Source organism: Streptomyces sp. Y7 (genome assembly GCF_043195415.1).
GTDB lineage: Bacteria > Actinomycetota > Actinomycetes > Streptomycetales > Streptomycetaceae > Streptomyces.
Window position 1 is genome coordinate 1,035,125 of the sequence record NZ_JBIDDQ010000002.1, and the last position, 15,640, is coordinate 1,050,764.

A 15,640-nucleotide genomic window follows, 5' to 3' on the forward strand; every position below is an offset into this window, starting at 1 on the left:
GCCGCCCTTCCCCGCTGGTTTAGACCACTGCTTAGATCTGGTGACGCAAGGAGCCCGCTCGGCTACGACACGTCACCAACAGGAGGCGCGGCATGGCCCGCACCACCCCGCACGACCGCCCGCTCACCGAAGCCCAGCCGCTGTACTGGCGGATCGCCACCGAGCTCCTCGGTGAGCTGCGCGAAGGGACGATCCCGCCGGGCGAACGGCTGCCGGGGGAACGGCATCTGGCGGAGCATTTCGGGGTCAGCAGGGAGACCGTCCGGCAGGCGCTGGAGGTACTGCGCCGCAGCGGTCTGGTGGCCACGGACCGGCGCGGCAGCCACGCCACGCTGCCGGGCCTGCCGGTCGAGACGGCCGCCTCGCTCACGTTCCCGGTCGGTGCCCGGACCACCGGCCCGGGTGCCGTCGACCGGACCACCGTCGCCTGGGAGGCGCCTTCACCGGAGCACGCCGAGGCCCTCGGGCTCGCCCCGCACCACCGGACCCTGGTGCACCGCTACGAGTCCGCGAGCGCCGACGGACTCGGGCAGCGTACGGCCGTGACGTCCTTCTCCGCGGTGGCGCTGGCCGAGGTGGCGGAACTGGCCCGCTACCGCGACCGCACCGACGCCTCCGGTTCGGCCCAACTGCGCCGCGCCTACGACTGGATGCGCAGGGCGGGCCTCTCGCTGCACCACCGGGACGCCATCACCCGGCTCCCGGGGGCGTCCACGATGCGCGTCACGCGGTGGGTCCACGACCAGTACGCCCGCCCCCTGGAGATCACCGACCTCGTCGTGGACGCCCAACAGGACGCCCTGGTCTACGAGTTCACCCTGCCCGCGGCCATGACCTCGTCAGTCTGACTCCGGCCGTCGTGCCAGGACCATCCGCACCCGCGGGCTGCCGTCCCTGCGCCGCCCGAACTCGGGAAGGACCTGCAGCTCCACCTCGAACCCGGCACGGGCCAGCTCACCGCGCACCTCCCCGAGCCGGAAGGCCCGGTAGTACATGACGAACGGCGGCCGCCACACGGCGTTGCGGACCCGCATCACCGCATCGAAGCCCAGCAGCATCCAGTAGGCGACCGACACGGGACGCGGTGGCGCCACGACCGGGAAGACGAAGCGGCCGCCCGGCCGCAGGACGGAGTGGACCTGAGCGAACAGCCCCGGAAGCTCGCGGGGCAGGAAGTGCCCGAAGGCCCCGAAGCTCACCACCAGGTCGAAGGCGGGGGCGAAGGGCAGGGCGCGGGCGTCCGCGCGGACCCAGCTGATCCGCGGCCGCGCGACCCGCGCCTCGCGCCGGGCCACTTCGAGCATGCCGGCGCTGAAATCGACGCCGGTGACGCTGCGCCGGCACACCTCGGCGAGTACTTCCACACCGGCGCCCGTCCCGCAGCACAGGTCGAGGCCGTCGTCGTACGGGCCGGTCCGCGCCAGCGCCGCCGCGACGGCGTCGAGTACCGAGTCCGGCGTGCGGAAGGGCGTGTGGTCGAACTTCGGGGCGAGCAGGTCGTAGCCGCGCTCGACGGACGACAGCGCCTGGACGGTGAGTTCGCGCAGGGAGGGGCCCTCGGGGCTGAACATCGGCGTCACCCCCGCGCCACGCGCTGCTTCAGGACGAGGAGGACCCGCTCGCACCAGCTCAGGATCTGCTCCTCGAAGGAGATCCCGGCCAGCAGCGTCAGATACGGCCCGACCCGGTCGGACTCACGCAGGTACTCCTCCTCGCTGCGGCCGTCGAGCATGCGCGCACGGACGCGCTCGTAGCGGCCGAGCTTGCCGCGTGCCCAGGTCATGCGCTCCTCGATCATGGCGCGGGAGGTCTCGGGGTCGTCCATCGCCTGGAGCTTGATCAGGAGCTCGTCGCGGACCGCGGTGGGCCGCCGGGGCGGCTCGGCCGCGAAGGTCCGCAGGTCTTCCCGTCCGGCCGCGGTGAGCGTGAACATCCGCTTGTTGGGCCGTCGTTCCTGCTGTACGAAACGAGCCTCGACCAGGCCGTCCTGCGCGAGGCGTTCCAGCTCCCGGTAGAGCTGCTGCGGGGTCGCGGGCCAGAAGTTGGCGAACGAGATGTCGAAGACCTTGGACAGCTCGTAGCCCGAGGCCTCGCCCTCCTGAAGGGCGGCGAGGACGGCGTACTTGAGGGACATGTGGACACCGTAACAGCAGGTGATTATTCTCATCTGCACCTACTCAACAAATTGACTATGAGGTGATCCGATGCGCGCGTTCCGCGAGGCCGTCGAGGCGGGTGACGCAGATGCCATGGAGGACCTGCTGGCCGAGGACGTCGTCTTCACCAGCCCGGTCGTGTTCAAGCCGTACGCCGGCAAGGCGATCACGGCGGCGATCCTGCGCGGTGTCGTGCGGGTCTTCGAGGACTTCCGCTACGTGCGGGAGATCAACGACCCGGGCGGCCGTGATCACGCGCTGGTCTTCACCGCGCGCGTCGGCGACCGGGAGATCACCGGCTGCGACTTCCTCCGGTTGAACGAGGAGGGGCTGATCGAGGACTTCATGGTCATGGTGCGTCCGCTGTCGGGCGCCCACGCGCTGGCGGAGGCCATGGGCGCGCAGTTCGACCGGATCGAGAAGGAGGCGCAGACCCGGTCCGCGTAGCGGCCGGCCCACGCGAGCGGGGACCGCCCGGACCGGCAACACCCGGGCGCCCCTGGCGGAATGTCTGCCACCGTGCCGGCCGGCCACGGTTGGATGTCCCCATGACCACCGACGAGCACGCGCGGATGATGTCGGCCAACCAGGCGAACTGGGACGCCCGTACACCCGTCCACGTCGCCAGCCGGTTCTACGGCCTGGACCAGAACCTCGATCCCGCCCGCTGGTTCGCCTCCTTCGAGTGGGACGACCTCGGCGAACTGTCCGGCCGTGACGTGCTGCATCTCCAGTGTCATCTGGGCACCGAGACGATCGCCTTCGCGCAGCGCGGGGCACGGGCCGTCGGTCTGGACTTCTCCGCGGCGTCGGTGGCCGCCGCGCGGGGCATCGCCCGGAAGGCGGGCCTGGACGTCACCTACGTCCAGGCGAACGTGTACGACGCCGTGGCGGCGCTGGACGGACGGCGGTTCGACGTCGTCTACACCGGCAAGGGCGCGCTGTGCTACCTGCCCGACCTGGACCGCTGGGCGGACGTGGTGGCCCGGCTCCTGCGTCCCGGTGGGCGGTTGTCCATCGTCGAGTTCCATCCACTGCTCAACTCCCTCGGCCCCAAGCCGGGTCCGGGCGAGGGACCGGAGCTGCTGCTGCGCCACGACTACCTCGGCGGCGCGGGGGCCGTGCACCGGGACGCCACGCACACGTACACGGACGGTCCCGCCGTGGCGGAGGCCACCGAGAGCTTCGAGTGGATGCACGGAATAGGAGAGGTCCTCGGTGCGTTGACGCAGGCAGGACTGACCATCCGGCGCCTCACCGAGAGCGACGAACTGCCCTGGCAGCGCTGGCCGCGGATGGAGCGCACACCCTCCGGCTGGTGGCGGCTCCCCGAGCCCCGCATCCCCCTGCTCTACGGACTTCTCGCCACGCGCTGAACCTCCGTGGTACCGTCGCGTCAGCACTTGTGTACGCCCGGTCCAGGGCGCCGGTGCTCGTTTCACCTCAGTACGCCGGCGAAGTACCGGCCTTCTCCTCACCATCTCGTGACCGGCCTCATGCCATGTCCGAGGTGCTGTTTCCCGCCGCCCGAAGGCGCTCCGTCCGCCTTCCCGAAGTCCGCGGCTCACCCCTTCCTTCCGCATGTCTCATGCCTTCCGTCCGTGAAAGGACCACCACCATGACCACCACCCTCGAAAATCCACCCGTACGACAGCAGTCCCCGGTCCGCGCCGTCACCGGCGTGCTCGACATCGACACGAACGGCAAGGGGCACCTGCGCGCCGAGGACCTGCTGCCCACCCCTGCCGACCTCCCGGTCTCCCCCGCGTTCATCCGCCGCCACGGCCTGCGCAAGGGCGACCTGGTCGACGGCGTACGCGGCGAGGGACGCACCCTCACCGACGTCGCCCGCGTCAACGGACGCACCCCCGAGAAGGACCGCCGCCGCTTCGGCGAGCTGACGCCGCTTCACCCGCGTGAGCGCATCCGCCTGGAGCACCCGGCGTCCGGTCTGACCGGCCGGGTCACCGACCTGATCGCCCCGGTGGGCAAGGGCCAGCGCGGCCTGATCGTGGCCCCGCCCAAGACCGGCAAGACGGTCCTCCTCCAGCAGATCGCGGCCGCCGTCGCCGGGAACCACCCCGAGTGCCGGCTGATGGTGGTGCTCCTCGACGAGCGCCCCGAGGAGGTCACCGACATGCGGCGCTCGGTGCGGGGCGAGGTGTACGCCTCCACCTTCGACCGGGCGCCCAAGCAGCACATCGCGCTGGCCGAACTCGTCATCGAGCGGGCCAAGCGGCTCGTCGAGGCGGGCGAGGACGTCGTCATCCTGCTGGACTCCCTGACCCGGCTGTGCCGGGCGCACAACAACGCGGCCGCCTCCGGTGGACGCACCCTGAGCGGAGGTGTCGACGCGGCCGCCCTGCACGGGCCGAAGCGGTTCTTCGGCGCCGCCCGTCTCGCCGAGGAGGGCGGCTCGCTCACCATCCTCGCCACGGCCCTGGTGGAGACCGGCTCGCGGGCCGACGACTTCTACTTCGAGGAGCTCAAGAGCACCGGCAACATGGAGCTGCGCCTGAACCGGGACCTGGCCCACCGGCGCGTCTTCCCGGCCGTCGACATCAACCCCTCCGGCACCCGCCGCGAGGAACTCCTCCTGCCTCCGGCGGAGTTGACCGTCGTACGCGGCCTGCGGCGGGCATTGCAGACCCGGGACGGGCAGACCAACCTGGAGACCCTCCTGGAGCGGCTGCGCGAGACACCCGACAACGCCACGTTCCTGCGGCGCGTCCAGCCCACCCTGCCGGGCGAGTGACACGCCGGAGCATCGCCCGTACGGGTGCCCGCCGCGCACCGACCGGCCCGGGCAGCGCGGTCCGGGGCCGCTCCGTTCCTACGTTGACAGTATGAAGATCGGATTTTCTACCCGGGCTCTCCTGTCCACCTGCGCGCTCTGCGCGGCCGGACTGCTGGCGCTCGCGCCCGCCTCCGCGGCCGCCCTCGACGGGCTCGACCCCGATCCGCCCGGTGGCGCCCGGGCCGCGGCGGTCCCACGCCCCGCGCTGCTGTACCGGTCCGGCACCCAGGTGCATCCGCTCTCCGGGGCGCCCCGGCTCCCCCGTGTCTCGGCGCTGTCGTGGCTGGTGGCGGACGCCGACTCCGGCGAGGTGCTCGCCGCGTACGACGCACACCGCAGGCTGCCGCCCGCGAGCACCCTGAAGACCCTGTTCGCCCTCACCCTGCTGCCGACCATGCCGGCCGGCGTGCCGCACACCGTGCGCCCGGAGGAGCTGGCCGGGATCGGGGCCGGGAGCAGTCTGGTGGGGATCGCCGAGGGACGTACGTACCGCATCGCCGATCTGTGGCGGGGGGTGTTCCTCAGCTCCGGCAACGACGCCGTGCGGGTGCTGGCCACGCTGAACGGCGGCTGGCGGGCGACGGCGACCCGGATGCAGGCCAAGGCGCGTTCGCTGGGCGCCCTCGACACACGGGTGGTGTCGCCCGACGGGTACGACACGCCCGGCCAGGTGTCCTCGGCGTACGACCTGGCGGTGTTCGGCCGCGCGGGGCTGCGCAACGCGGAGTTCGCGCGGTACTGCGGCACGGCCGAGGCCACGTTCCCGGGCCGGGGCGGCTGGGGCTACCCGATCCGCAACACCAACCGGCTGCTGACCGGCGCGGACGGCGTGGACCCGTACCCGGGTCTGATCGGCATCAAGAACGGCTACACCAGCGAGGCCGGCAACACGCTCGTCGCCGCCGCCCGCCGCGGTGGCCGCACCCTCGTCGTGACGGTGCTGAACCCCCGCTCGGGCGGCGGTCACGCCGTCTACGAGGAGGCGGGCGAGCTGCTCGACTGGGGGTTCGGGGCGGCCGGGCGGGTCGAGCCGGTGGGCTCGCTCGACGGATTGCGGGCCAGACCGAGGCCCGGGCCGAGCACGGTGCCCGTGGTGGCGGCGGTGACGCCCGAGGGCGAGCCGCCGGGCTGGGCGGAGGCCTGTGCGATCGCCGGGGCCGCCGGGATGGGCGCCGGTGCCGTCTCGCTCGTGACGCGCGGCAGGGTCGAGCGGTCGGAGTCCGGCTGACGGACCGGCAGCCAGAACAGCAGGCCCAGGGTGATCCAGGCGTAGATGTTGCTGCCGAGGAAGCCGTCGACGCCGGACGCGTCGTCGAACCACAGCCACACCACGCTGGTGCACAGCACCGCGTAGAGGGCGGCGGCCACCCGCCGGTGGCCGGCGCGGACGAGGACGGCGAAGGAGGGCAGCAGCCACACGAGGTGGTGGACCCAGGTGATCGGGCTGACCAGGCAGGCGGTCAGCCCGGTCAGCGCGAACGCCGCCGTCCAGTTCCCCGCCACGACCGCCCGGTGGGTGCGCACCACCCAGACCCCCAGGACGACCAGCACCACGACCGCCCAGACCTCCCGGCCCGGCACGTCGAGGCGGGCCAGGATCCCCTGCAGCGACTGGTTGGAGACGTAGTCGAGGCGGCCCACCCGGGTGGTGTCCCACATCGCGTGCGTCCAGTAGAAGCGGGACGGACCCGGTGCCACCCACACCGCCAGCGCCGTGGCGGCGGCCGCCACCGCCGTCGCCACGGCGGCGGCCCGCCAGCGGCGGGCGACCAGGAGCAGCCCGATGAAAGCGGCCGGCGTCAGCTTGATCGCAGCCGCCAGGCCGATGCCCACACCGGCCCAGCGCCCCCGGCCGGTCGACAGCAGCCGGCAGTCGAGCAGCACGAGGGCCAGCAGCAGGATGTTCACCTGCCCGAAGCTGAAAGTGTCCCGCAGCGGTTCGAACAGGGCCAGCCCGCACAGTGCCAGCGCGACGCCGTACCAGCCGTGGCGCCGCCAGGCCCGCCCGGCCAGCGCCCGCAGCACGAAGGCCAGCGCCACCAGGTTGAGCAGCAGTGCCACCGTGATGGCCGCGTGCAGGTCCAGCAGCGCCATCGGCGCCATGACGACCGCCGCGAACGGCGGGTAGGTGAAGCCGTACGTCGTGCCGGGCACCCGGTAGTCGTAGATACGGCCGTCGTGGTGCATCCAGCTGTCGACGGTGCCGTAGTAGACGCGCAGGTCGAACCAGCCACGCAGCAACGGCACGGTGGCGGTGAAGACGATGACGACGGCGGCGAGCACGAGCACGAGTGCCAGCCGGCCGCGGTCGGTGCGCGGAAGCCTCATGCCGTACGTCCCAACGCCGGGGCCTGTGCTGCCAGATGTGCCTGCCACAGCACGACCACCGCGAGCGCGCCGCCGGAGATCGCCAGCACGAGCTGGCCGGCGTCCGCGGGGCCGCCGCTGGGCAGTACCGCGAGCGCCAGCACACCGGTCAGGGCCGCGACCCGGTGCCGTACGGAAGTGCTGGGCGCGGCGGCCGCTATGAGGAACAGGCCCCACAGCGCGTACCAGGGGCGGATCGCCGGCCCGAACGCGGCGACGGCCGCGAGGCTCAGGCCGAGCGCGTACACCGGGCGCGGACGCCAGCGCCACCATATGAGCACCACGAGGACCCCGGTGAGTACGAGCCCGAAGGTGTGCCACACGGGTACGGCCAGCGGCGCCAGATCGCTGCCGGTCTGCTCCAGCAGAGAGGCGGTGGCCCGGCCGAGCAGGCTCGTCAGCGCCCAGTTCTGGGTGGAGACCGGGGTGTCGAGGGCGCCGATCCAGCCGTATCCCGTGCCCGCCACGGCCGTGGCGGCGACCGTGGTGGCGGCGGACGCGGCCCCTGTGCTGAGGACGGCCTTGACCGGGTGGTGCCCGGAGCGCATCTGCAGCAGGACGACGGCGACGAGACCCAGCGCCGCGGGCGCCTTGACGAGCGCGGCGAGGGTGACCAGGACGGCGCCCAGGATCGGCCAGCGCCCGAGGGCGGCGACCAGGCCGGCGCCGAGCAGGCCGAGCATGATGGCGTCGTTGTGGGCGCCGGCCACCAGGTGCAGCAGCACGAGCGGGTTGAGGGCACCCAGCCAGAGGGCGGCCGCCGGGTCGGCGCCGCTGTGCCTGGCGAGTCGCGGCAGGGCGGCGGCCATCAACGCCACGCCGAGCAGCGCTATCAGCCGCATCCCGAAGAGTCCGGCGGGGACTTCGCCGCTGGTCGCGCCGGACAGCAGGGAGGCGACGCCCATGAACACCGGGCCGTAGGGCGCCCCGGTGTGCCGCCACAGCGGGGCGACCTCGTCGGCGAGGGGGCCGCCGAGATGGGAGGGGCCGTACGCGTACACGTCGATGTGCGCGTCGACCATGGCGCCCTGGGCCAGGTAGCTGTACACGTCCCGGCTGAACAGCGGCGGCGCGATCAGCAGCGGGGTGGCCCAGGCGGCCAGTACCAGCAGCAGGGCGCGCGGGGTCGGCGGATCGGCGCTGCGCACGAGCCGGCCGAGCAGCAGCCATGCCGCTATCAGCAGGACGACGCCGAAGTACACGCCGACCAGGCCGAGGGCGGCGTGCGCCGAGCTGGGGGCCAGGAGTTCCCGGACCGGCAGCGCACCGGCCGTCTCACCGCCCAGGGCGAGGATGGCGGTGCCGGCCAGACCGAGTATCTGGCAGCGGCGGAGATCGATGGGGAAAGCCATGGCCAACACTCGGTCAGCGTGTCAACGCGGGGTGGCGTCGAGGCGACGCGAAGCCCTCCGGTGGGAAGCCGGAGCATGACCGGCCGGTGATCGAATGCGAGGGTCCTGTGAGGTGCTCCTCGTCTGCCGGGTGAGGTGGTGTGCCGGGTGCGGGAGGGCGGGGGCTGGTCACGCAGTTCCCCGCGCCCCCCTGGCCCGCATGACCGCGTCCGGCATCGAGCGCCTCCGTCAGAACACCGACAGACCTGTCAGTGTCGTGAATCTGTCCAGGGCCGCCACTCCCGCCACCGAATTGCCGCGTTCGTCCAGGCCGGGGCTCCAGACGCACAGGGTGCAGCGGCCCGGCACCACCGCGATGACGCCGCCGCCCACGCCGCTCTTGCCGGGCAGGCCGACGCGGTAGGCGAAGTCGCCCGCGGCGTCGTAGGTGCCGCAGGTCAGCATGACCGCGTTGATCTGCTTGGCCTGGCTGCGGGTGAGCAGGCGGGTGCCGTCGGCCCGGACGCCGTGGCGGGCCAGGAAGGACGTGGCCAGGGCGAGGTCGGCGCAGGAGGCCCGGACGGAGCACTGGCGGAAGTACTGGTCGAGCAGGGCCGGCACGGGGTTGTCGATGTTGCCGTAGGCCGCCATGAAGTGGGCGAGCGCGGCGTTCCGGTCGCCGTTGGCCGTCTCGGACGCGGCGACGTCCAGGTCGAAGTCCAAAGCGGTGTTGCCGCTCTCGGCACGGAGGAAGGCGAGGAGTTCACCGGCCGCGTCCCCGGTACGGGTCTGGAGGCGGTCGGTGACGACGAGGGCGCCCGCGTTGATGAACGGGTTGCGCGGGATGCCGTTCTCGTACTCCAGCTGGACCAGGGAGTTGAAGGGGTTGCCGGAGGGCTCGCGGCCCACGTGCTCCCAGAGTTCGTCGCCCTCCCGGGCCAGGTCGAGCGCGAGGGTGAACACCTTGGTGATGGACTGCGTGGAGAACGGCTCGCGCCAGTCCCCCACGCCGTACACCGTGCCGTCGAGTTCGGCGACGGCCATGCCGAAGCGGCGGGGGTCGCAGGCCGCGAGCGCCGGGATGTAGTCGGCGGGCCGGCCGCGGCCGGGGGTCCGCTCGATCTCCTCCGCGATGCGCTCCAGGATCGGCTGGAAGGTCAGTGACGACGTCGACGCTGCCATGATCACCATTGTGCCTCCCGGCCGGTCCCTTCGCGCCTTCGAGGTGACGATCGCCGCTGGTCAGGCCAGGGCTTGCCCGGTGCCCGCGACGACCTCGGGGCGCAGCAGGTCGGCCAGGGTCTCGGCGGGCAACAGGCCCTTCTCCAGGACGAGTTCGGCCACGCCGCGGCCGCTGACGAGAGCCTCCTTGGCGATGTCGGTCGCGGCCGTGTACCCGATGTGCGGGTTCAGGGCGGTGACCAGGCCGATGGAGTTCTCCACGGTCCGGCGCAGCACGTCGGTGTTGGCGGTGATGCCGGCCACGCAGCGCTCGGCGAGCGTCACGCACGCGTTGCGCAGGTGCGTGATGCTCTCGGACAGGGAGTGCAGGATGACCGGCTCGAAGGCGTTGAGCTGGAGCTGTCCGGCCTCGGCGGCCATGGTGATGGCGACGTCGTTGCCGATCACCTCGAAGGCGACCTGGTTGACGACCTCGGGGATCACCGGGTTGACCTTGCCGGGCATGATCGACGAACCGGCCTGCACGGGCGGCAGGTTGATCTCGCCGAGGCCCGCGCGGGGACCGGAGGACAGCAGGCGCAGGTCGTTGCAGCTCTTGGAGAGCTTGACGGCGATGCGCTTGAGGACGCCGGACATCTGGACGAACGCTCCGCAGTCCTGCGTGGCCTCGACCAGGTTGGCGGCGGTGACCAGCGGCAGTCCGGTGATCTCGGACAGGTGGCGGCGGGCCGCCTCCGCGTAGCCGGCGGGGGCGTTCAGCCCGGTGCCGATGGCCGTGGCGCCCAGGTTGATCTCGTGAATCAGCTCGACGGCCTCGGCGAGCCGGGAGCGGTCCTCGTCGAGCATGACGGCGTAGGCGGAGAACTCCTGCCCGAGCGTCATCGGCACCGCGTCCTGGAGCTGGGTGCGGCCCATCTTCAGCACGTCGCGGAACTCGACGGCCTTGCGGGCGAACGCGTCCTGGAGCACGGCCATCGCTTTGAGCAGCCCGCGCACCGCGAACACCGTCGCGACCTTGACGGCGGTCGGGTAGACGTCGTTGGTCGACTGACCGAGGTTGACGTCCTCGTTGGGGTGCAGGTACCGGTACTGGCCCTTCTCGTGGCCCAGCAGCTCCAACGCCCGGTTGGCGACGACCTCGTTGGCGTTCATGTTGGTCGAGGTGCCGGCGCCGCCCTGGATGACGTCGACGACGAACTGGTCGTGCAGCTCGCCGGCGCGGATCTCCCGGCAGGCGGCGACGATCGCGGCGGCCTTCTCCGGCTCCAGCAGCCCGAGCTCCTCGTTGGCGAGGGCGGCGGCCTCCTTGACGGCGGCCAGCGCGTCGATCAGGTGCGGGTAGGCCGAGATGGGCGTGCCGGTGATGGCGAAGTTCTCGGTGGCGCGCAGGGTGTGGACACCCCAGTAGGCGTCGGCCGGGACATCACGGTCGCCGAGCAGATCGTGCTCGCTGCGGGTGACGGCGTTCATGGGGAAACGGTTCTTCTTTCTCGGAGGGTGGGTTCAGCGCCCCGTGAGGGGCGCGGGGAACTGCGCGACAGGCCACGAACAACCCGCGGCCGCCGTTCGAGACGACCGGCGCATCCTCAGGCGCAGGCCGAGACCGCGACCGGCTCCAGCGAGCGAACGGGCCGCACACACCCGACCTCCCGCCCGCCGCCCAGGAGTGCCTCCCCCTGGAACTCCGTGAGCAGTTCGGGAGAGACTCCGGCAAAGGCGAGCGCCGCCGCGGCCACCGGCACCCGCGCCCGGTTCGCCCCGTCGGCGATCTTCACGGCGACGGCCCGCCCGTCCGCCAGCGCGGCGACCTGCACCCCCTCGAAGCCGTCCTTGGCCAACAGCCCCGGCACGGCCCGCATCAGCGCCGCCACGTCCCGCCCGGAGCCGGAGGCCATCTCGGCGTGCTCCCGCATCGCGTCGGCGACCCGGGCCTCGGGCGTGCCCGGCGCCGCCGTGGTGATCCGCGCGGCCGCGCGGGCGAGCCCGTGCAGCGAGACGGAGAACAGCGGCGCCCCGCACCCGTCGACGGTCACCCGCGCGATCCGCTGTCCCGTGAGGTCCTCCACGATCTCGGCGATCGCCTGCTGCAGCGGGTGCCCGGGGTCGAGGTAGTCCTCCAGGGACCAGCCGTTGAGCGCACAGGTGTACAGCATGGCCGCGTGCTTTCCGGAGCAGTTCTGGGCGAGCCGGGAGGGCGCGCGGCCCTGGCGCACCCAGGCGTCCCGGACGACCGGGTCGAACGGCATGTCCGGGACGTTGCGCAGATGGTCCTCGGTCAGCCCGGCGAGTTCGAGGATGCGCCGGGTTCCGGCGAGGTGACGGTCCTCGCCGGAGTGGCTCGCCGCGGCGAGCGAGAGCAGCTCACCGTCGAGCGGGAGCCCGGCCCGCACCATGGCGACGGCCTGGACCGGCTTGAGCGCCGAGCGCGGGTAGAAGGCGGCCTCGATGTCACCGAGCTGGAACCGGACGTCGCCGTCGGCGTCGAGGACGACGACGGAGCCGTAGTGGATGCCTTCGACCATTCCGCCGCGTATGAGGTGGGCGACGGGAGCGTGGAGAGGTTCGCGGACAAGGGGTGCGTCCGCTATGGAGCTGATGTACATCACTGCCTGCTGTCGTGGGTCGATGAGGAGTCGTCGACCGACACGGTGGTCACGCGTCGGCCTCGGTGGGAGTGCGCCCGGCCCGGCTGCGGATGGCGTACCAGCCCGCGACCAGCGCTGCGACGATCAGCGGCAGGCACAGCACGGTGGTGCGGCCGGCGCCTCCGTCGGCGTACATGAGGACCAGGACGGAGGCGAGGAACGCCAGCGTCACCAGTTCGGTCCAGGGGGATCCCGGCAGTCGGTAGCCGGGACGGGTCACCTCGCCCTGCTGCGTCTTCTGCCAGAAGAGCAGGTGACAGATCATGATCATGCCCCAGGTCGCGAGGATGCCGATCGCCGCGAAGTTGAGCACGATCTCGAACGCCTCGGCGGGGACGACGAAGTTGAGTCCGACGCCCAGGACACAGATACCGCTGGTCAGGAGGATGCCGCCGTACGGGACCTGGCTACGGCTCATCACCGCGGTGAACTTGGGGGCGGAGCCGGACATCGCCATGGAGCGCAGGATGCGGCCGGTGGAGTACAGGCCGGAGTTGAGCGAGGACATGGCCGCGGTGAGGACGACGAGGTTCATCACGCCGCCCGCCGCCGGGATGCCGATGTTGGACAGCACGGTCACGAAGGGGCTCTCGCCGGACGTGTACTTGTTCCAGGGCAGCAGCATCGACAGCAGCAGGACCGAGCCGACGTAGAAGAGGCCGACGCGCCACATGATCGAGTTGATCGCCTTGGGCATGATCTTCTCGGGGTTCTCGGTCTCGCCTGCGGCGACGCCGACCAGTTCGACGGAGGCGTAGGCGAAGACGACGCCCTGGATGATCAGCAGCATGGGCAGCAGGCCGTGGGGGAAGACGCCGCCGTTGCCGGTGATCAGGGCCGGGCCGGGGTCATGGCCGTCGATGGGGTGCCGGGTGGCCAGCAGGAAGATGCCGATCAGCATGAACGCCACGAGCGCGCCCACCTTGATGATGGCGAACCAGAACTCCAGTTCGCCGAACATCTTCACCGAGATGAGGTTGACGGTGAGGACGACCGCGAGCGCGACCAGGGCGATCACCCACTGCGGGATGTCGGAGAACATGCCCCAGTAGTGGGTGTACACGGCCACCGCGGTGATGTCGGCGATGCCGGTGGTGGCCCAGTTCAGGAAGTACATCCAGCCGGCGACATAGGCGCCCTTCTCACCCATGAACTCCCGGGCGTACGACACGAAGGCGCCCGAGGAGGGCCGGTACAGGACGAGTTCGCCGAGGGCGCGGACGACGAGGAAGGCGAACAGGCCGCAGACCGCGTAGGCGATGAACAGGGAGGGGCCGGCGTCGGCGAGCCGGCCGCCGGCCCCGAGGAACAGGCCGGTGCCGATGGCACCGCCGATCGCGATCATGTTGACGTGCCGGGCCTTCAGCGACTTGCTGTAGCCGTGGTCTCCGACGTCTATGTGACCGGACGAGGGGCGCGTCTCTTCTTCGAGGTGCTGTTCGCTCACGCCTCGGGTCCGCCTTCCGTGGTGCTGTCCGTGCGCGCGGGGCGCACGATGTCGGTGAGGGTGGTCTCGACGCGGTCCAGGTGGTGGGCCATGGCGTCGGTCGCGTCGAGTTCGGAACCGTCGATCAGCGCCTCGACGATCGCCCGGTGCTCCCGGTTGGACTGCTCGCGGCGACCGCCCAGCTCGTTGAGGAAGGCCGACTGACGCGCCAGTGCGTCCCGGATCTCCTCGATGACCCGGCGGAAGACCGGGTTCTGGGCGGCCTCGGCCACGGCCAGGTGGAAGAGGGTGTCCATCGCGACCCACGCGGTGGTGTCCGTCTCCCGCTCCATGCGGTCCAGCAGATGAGCCAGGTGGTCGAGGTTCTCCGGGGTGCGGCGCACCGCCGCGTACCCGGCCACCGGGATCTCGACGTGGCGGCGCACCTCCAGCAGGTCGCTCGCCGAGTAGTCGCCGAAGGTGGGGTCCTCGACGGTGCTGGCGACGACGAAGGTGCCCTTGCCGGTCTTGGAGACGGTCAGGCCCATGGTCTGCAGGGCCCGCAGGGCCTCGCGCAGGACGGGCCTGCTGATCTCCAGGGTGCGGCACAGCTCCGCCTCGGAGGGCAGCTTGTCGCCGACGGCGTAGTCGCCGCGCTCGATGGCGTCGCGCAGGTGCGCCAGCACCGCCTCCATGGCGCTCACACGGCGAGGAGGCTGACTGGCTGTCCGGCTGTCTGACAGGTTCACGAGAGAGATGTTCCGGGTGAGCGGAGGCTCGTGTCAAGGGACCTTTAAGGAGAGATTCACCAGGGGTGACGCCGGAGGTGTGCTTCCGGCGCCACGACCGGGCCGGTCAGCTGTGGACGACACCCGTGCCGAGCAGCCCGAACAGCAGCAGCCCGACCGCGATCCGGTAGATCACGAAGGCGTTGAAGGAGTGCTTGGCGACGAACTTCAGCAGCCACGCGATGGAGGCGTAGGCGACGACGAAGGAGACCAGGGTGCCCACCGCCAGGGGCAGCGCCCCCGTACCCGCGCCGAGGGCGTCCTGGAGCTCGTAGATGCCCGCGCCGGTCAGGGCCGGGATGCCGAGGAAGAAGGACAGACGGGTGGCGGCGACCCGGTCGAGGTCGAGCATCAGTGCCGTGGACATGGTGGCGCCGGAGCGCGAGAAGCCCGGGAAGAGCAGGGCGAGGATCTGGGAGCCGCCGACGAGCATGGCGTCCTTGAAGGAGGTGTCGTCCTCCCCACGCTTGTGCCGGCCCATCCGGTCGGCCGCCCACATCACACCGCTGCCCACGATCAGCGAGGCCGCGACCACCCACAGCGAGGCGAGCGGCCCCTTGATGAGGGGCTTCGCGGCCAGTCCCACGACGACGATGGGGATCGTCGCGCAGACCACCCACCAGGCGAACTGGTAGTCGTGGTGGTACCGCTCCTCCTTGTCCCGCAGTCCGCGCACCCACGCCGTGACGATCCGCACGATGTCCTTGAAGAAGTACACGAGCACGGCGGCGATCGCGCCGACCTGGATGACGGCCGAGAAGCCCACGACGGCGTCGTCGTCGACGGGAATCCCCATCAGCCCCTCGACGATCTTCAGATGGCCCGTCGAGGACACGGGCAGGAACTCGGTCACCCCCTCGACGGCTCCGAGGACGACGGCCTGACCGACGCTGATGGCGCTCATATGATCCAGTTCCGGGGTCGGCGGGACGGTTGGTGCGCACTGTC

Annotated in this window: 14 protein-coding genes and 1 pseudogene; 5 read left to right on the forward strand and 10 right to left on the reverse strand. The window is 71.6% G+C overall.

Annotated elements, in window-relative coordinates; translation table 11 throughout:
- The first annotated feature begins 92 nt into the window (after positions 1-92).
- Positions 93-848, forward strand: coding sequence for a GntR family transcriptional regulator (locus ACGFW6_RS10275; RefSeq protein ID WP_393506681.1), 756 nt, complete (start codon positions 93-95; stop codon positions 846-848).
- Here the strand turns inward: ACGFW6_RS10275 and ACGFW6_RS10280 are convergent.
- Together ACGFW6_RS10280 and ACGFW6_RS10285 are read right to left on the reverse strand one after the other, a co-directional pair.
- Positions 840-1,571 (reverse strand): class I SAM-dependent methyltransferase, encoded by a 732-nt coding sequence (locus tag ACGFW6_RS10280; RefSeq protein ID WP_393506683.1) that lies wholly within the window; start codon positions 1,569-1,571, stop codon positions 840-842. The genes ACGFW6_RS10275 and ACGFW6_RS10280 overlap by 9 nt on opposite strands.
- A gap of 5 nt (positions 1,572-1,576) precedes the next feature.
- Positions 1,577-2,134 carry a PadR family transcriptional regulator gene (locus ACGFW6_RS10285; protein ID WP_393506685.1) on the reverse strand — a complete coding sequence of 186 codons (558 nt, stop codon included), beginning with the start codon at positions 2,132-2,134 and terminating at the stop codon, positions 1,577-1,579.
- A 70-nt stretch (positions 2,135-2,204) separates the two neighbouring features.
- Between ACGFW6_RS10285 and ACGFW6_RS10290 the strand changes: the two genes are divergently transcribed.
- The 4 genes and pseudogenes from ACGFW6_RS10290 to ACGFW6_RS10305 all read left to right on the forward strand — a co-directional run.
- Complete coding sequence (locus ACGFW6_RS10290; protein ID WP_393506687.1) at positions 2,205-2,603, forward strand: nuclear transport factor 2 family protein; 399 nt, start codon at positions 2,205-2,207, stop codon at positions 2,601-2,603.
- Between the two features lie 101 nt (positions 2,604-2,704).
- On the forward strand, positions 2,705-3,532 hold the full coding sequence (locus ACGFW6_RS10295) for a class I SAM-dependent methyltransferase (RefSeq protein WP_393506689.1): 828 nt from the start codon (positions 2,705-2,707) through the stop codon (positions 3,530-3,532).
- Positions 3,533-3,774: 242 nt separating this feature from the next.
- On the forward strand, positions 3,775-4,911 hold the full coding sequence (gene rho / locus ACGFW6_RS10300; RefSeq protein ID WP_393506691.1) for a transcription termination factor Rho: 1,137 nt from the start codon (positions 3,775-3,777) through the stop codon (positions 4,909-4,911).
- Between the two features lie 91 nt (positions 4,912-5,002).
- Positions 5,003-5,842: pseudogene (locus ACGFW6_RS10305) on the forward strand (D-alanyl-D-alanine carboxypeptidase family protein); the annotation flags it as partial.
- Between the two features lie 83 nt (positions 5,843-5,925).
- On the opposite strand, the gene ACGFW6_RS10310 reads toward ACGFW6_RS10305, so the two are convergent.
- The 8 genes from ACGFW6_RS10310 to ACGFW6_RS10345 all read right to left on the reverse strand — a co-directional run bounded on the left by ACGFW6_RS10310 (position 5,926) and on the right by ACGFW6_RS10345 (position 15,596).
- The gene (locus ACGFW6_RS10310) at positions 5,926-7,281 is read right to left on the reverse strand and encodes a glycosyltransferase 87 family protein (RefSeq protein WP_393506693.1); all 1,356 of its coding nucleotides are present in this window, start codon (positions 7,279-7,281) and stop codon (positions 5,926-5,928) included.
- Entirely contained in the window at positions 7,278-8,672 is a 1,395-nt protein-coding gene (mptB, locus tag ACGFW6_RS10315; protein WP_393506694.1) for a polyprenol phosphomannose-dependent alpha 1,6 mannosyltransferase MptB, read from the reverse strand. Before mptB ends, ACGFW6_RS10310 begins: the two co-directional genes overlap by 4 nt.
- A 228-nt stretch (positions 8,673-8,900) precedes the next feature.
- Complete coding sequence (locus ACGFW6_RS10320; RefSeq protein ID WP_393506696.1) at positions 8,901-9,842, reverse strand: glutaminase; 942 nt, start codon at positions 9,840-9,842, stop codon at positions 8,901-8,903.
- A 51-nt stretch (positions 9,843-9,893) separates the two neighbouring features.
- Positions 9,894-11,303: an aspartate ammonia-lyase gene (gene aspA, locus ACGFW6_RS10325; protein ID WP_393506698.1), complete on the reverse strand. Its 1,410-nt coding sequence runs from the start codon at positions 11,301-11,303 to the stop codon at positions 9,894-9,896.
- 116 nt (positions 11,304-11,419) lie between these two features.
- Positions 11,420-12,436 carry an asparaginase gene (locus ACGFW6_RS10330; protein WP_393506700.1) on the reverse strand — a complete coding sequence of 339 codons (1,017 nt, stop codon included), beginning with the start codon at positions 12,434-12,436 and terminating at the stop codon, positions 11,420-11,422.
- 49 nt (positions 12,437-12,485) lie between these two features.
- On the reverse strand, positions 12,486-13,925 hold the full coding sequence (locus ACGFW6_RS10335; RefSeq protein ID WP_393506702.1) for an amino acid permease: 1,440 nt from the start codon (positions 13,923-13,925) through the stop codon (positions 12,486-12,488).
- Positions 13,922-14,599: a FadR/GntR family transcriptional regulator gene (locus tag ACGFW6_RS10340; protein WP_393506996.1), complete on the reverse strand. Its 678-nt coding sequence runs from the start codon at positions 14,597-14,599 to the stop codon at positions 13,922-13,924. The genes ACGFW6_RS10335 and ACGFW6_RS10340 overlap by 4 nt, the downstream gene beginning before the upstream one ends.
- 160 nt (positions 14,600-14,759) lie before the next feature.
- Positions 14,760-15,596 (reverse strand): undecaprenyl-diphosphate phosphatase, encoded by an 837-nt coding sequence (locus tag ACGFW6_RS10345; protein ID WP_393506704.1) that lies wholly within the window; start codon positions 15,594-15,596, stop codon positions 14,760-14,762.
- Positions 15,597-15,640 lie beyond the last annotated feature (44 nt).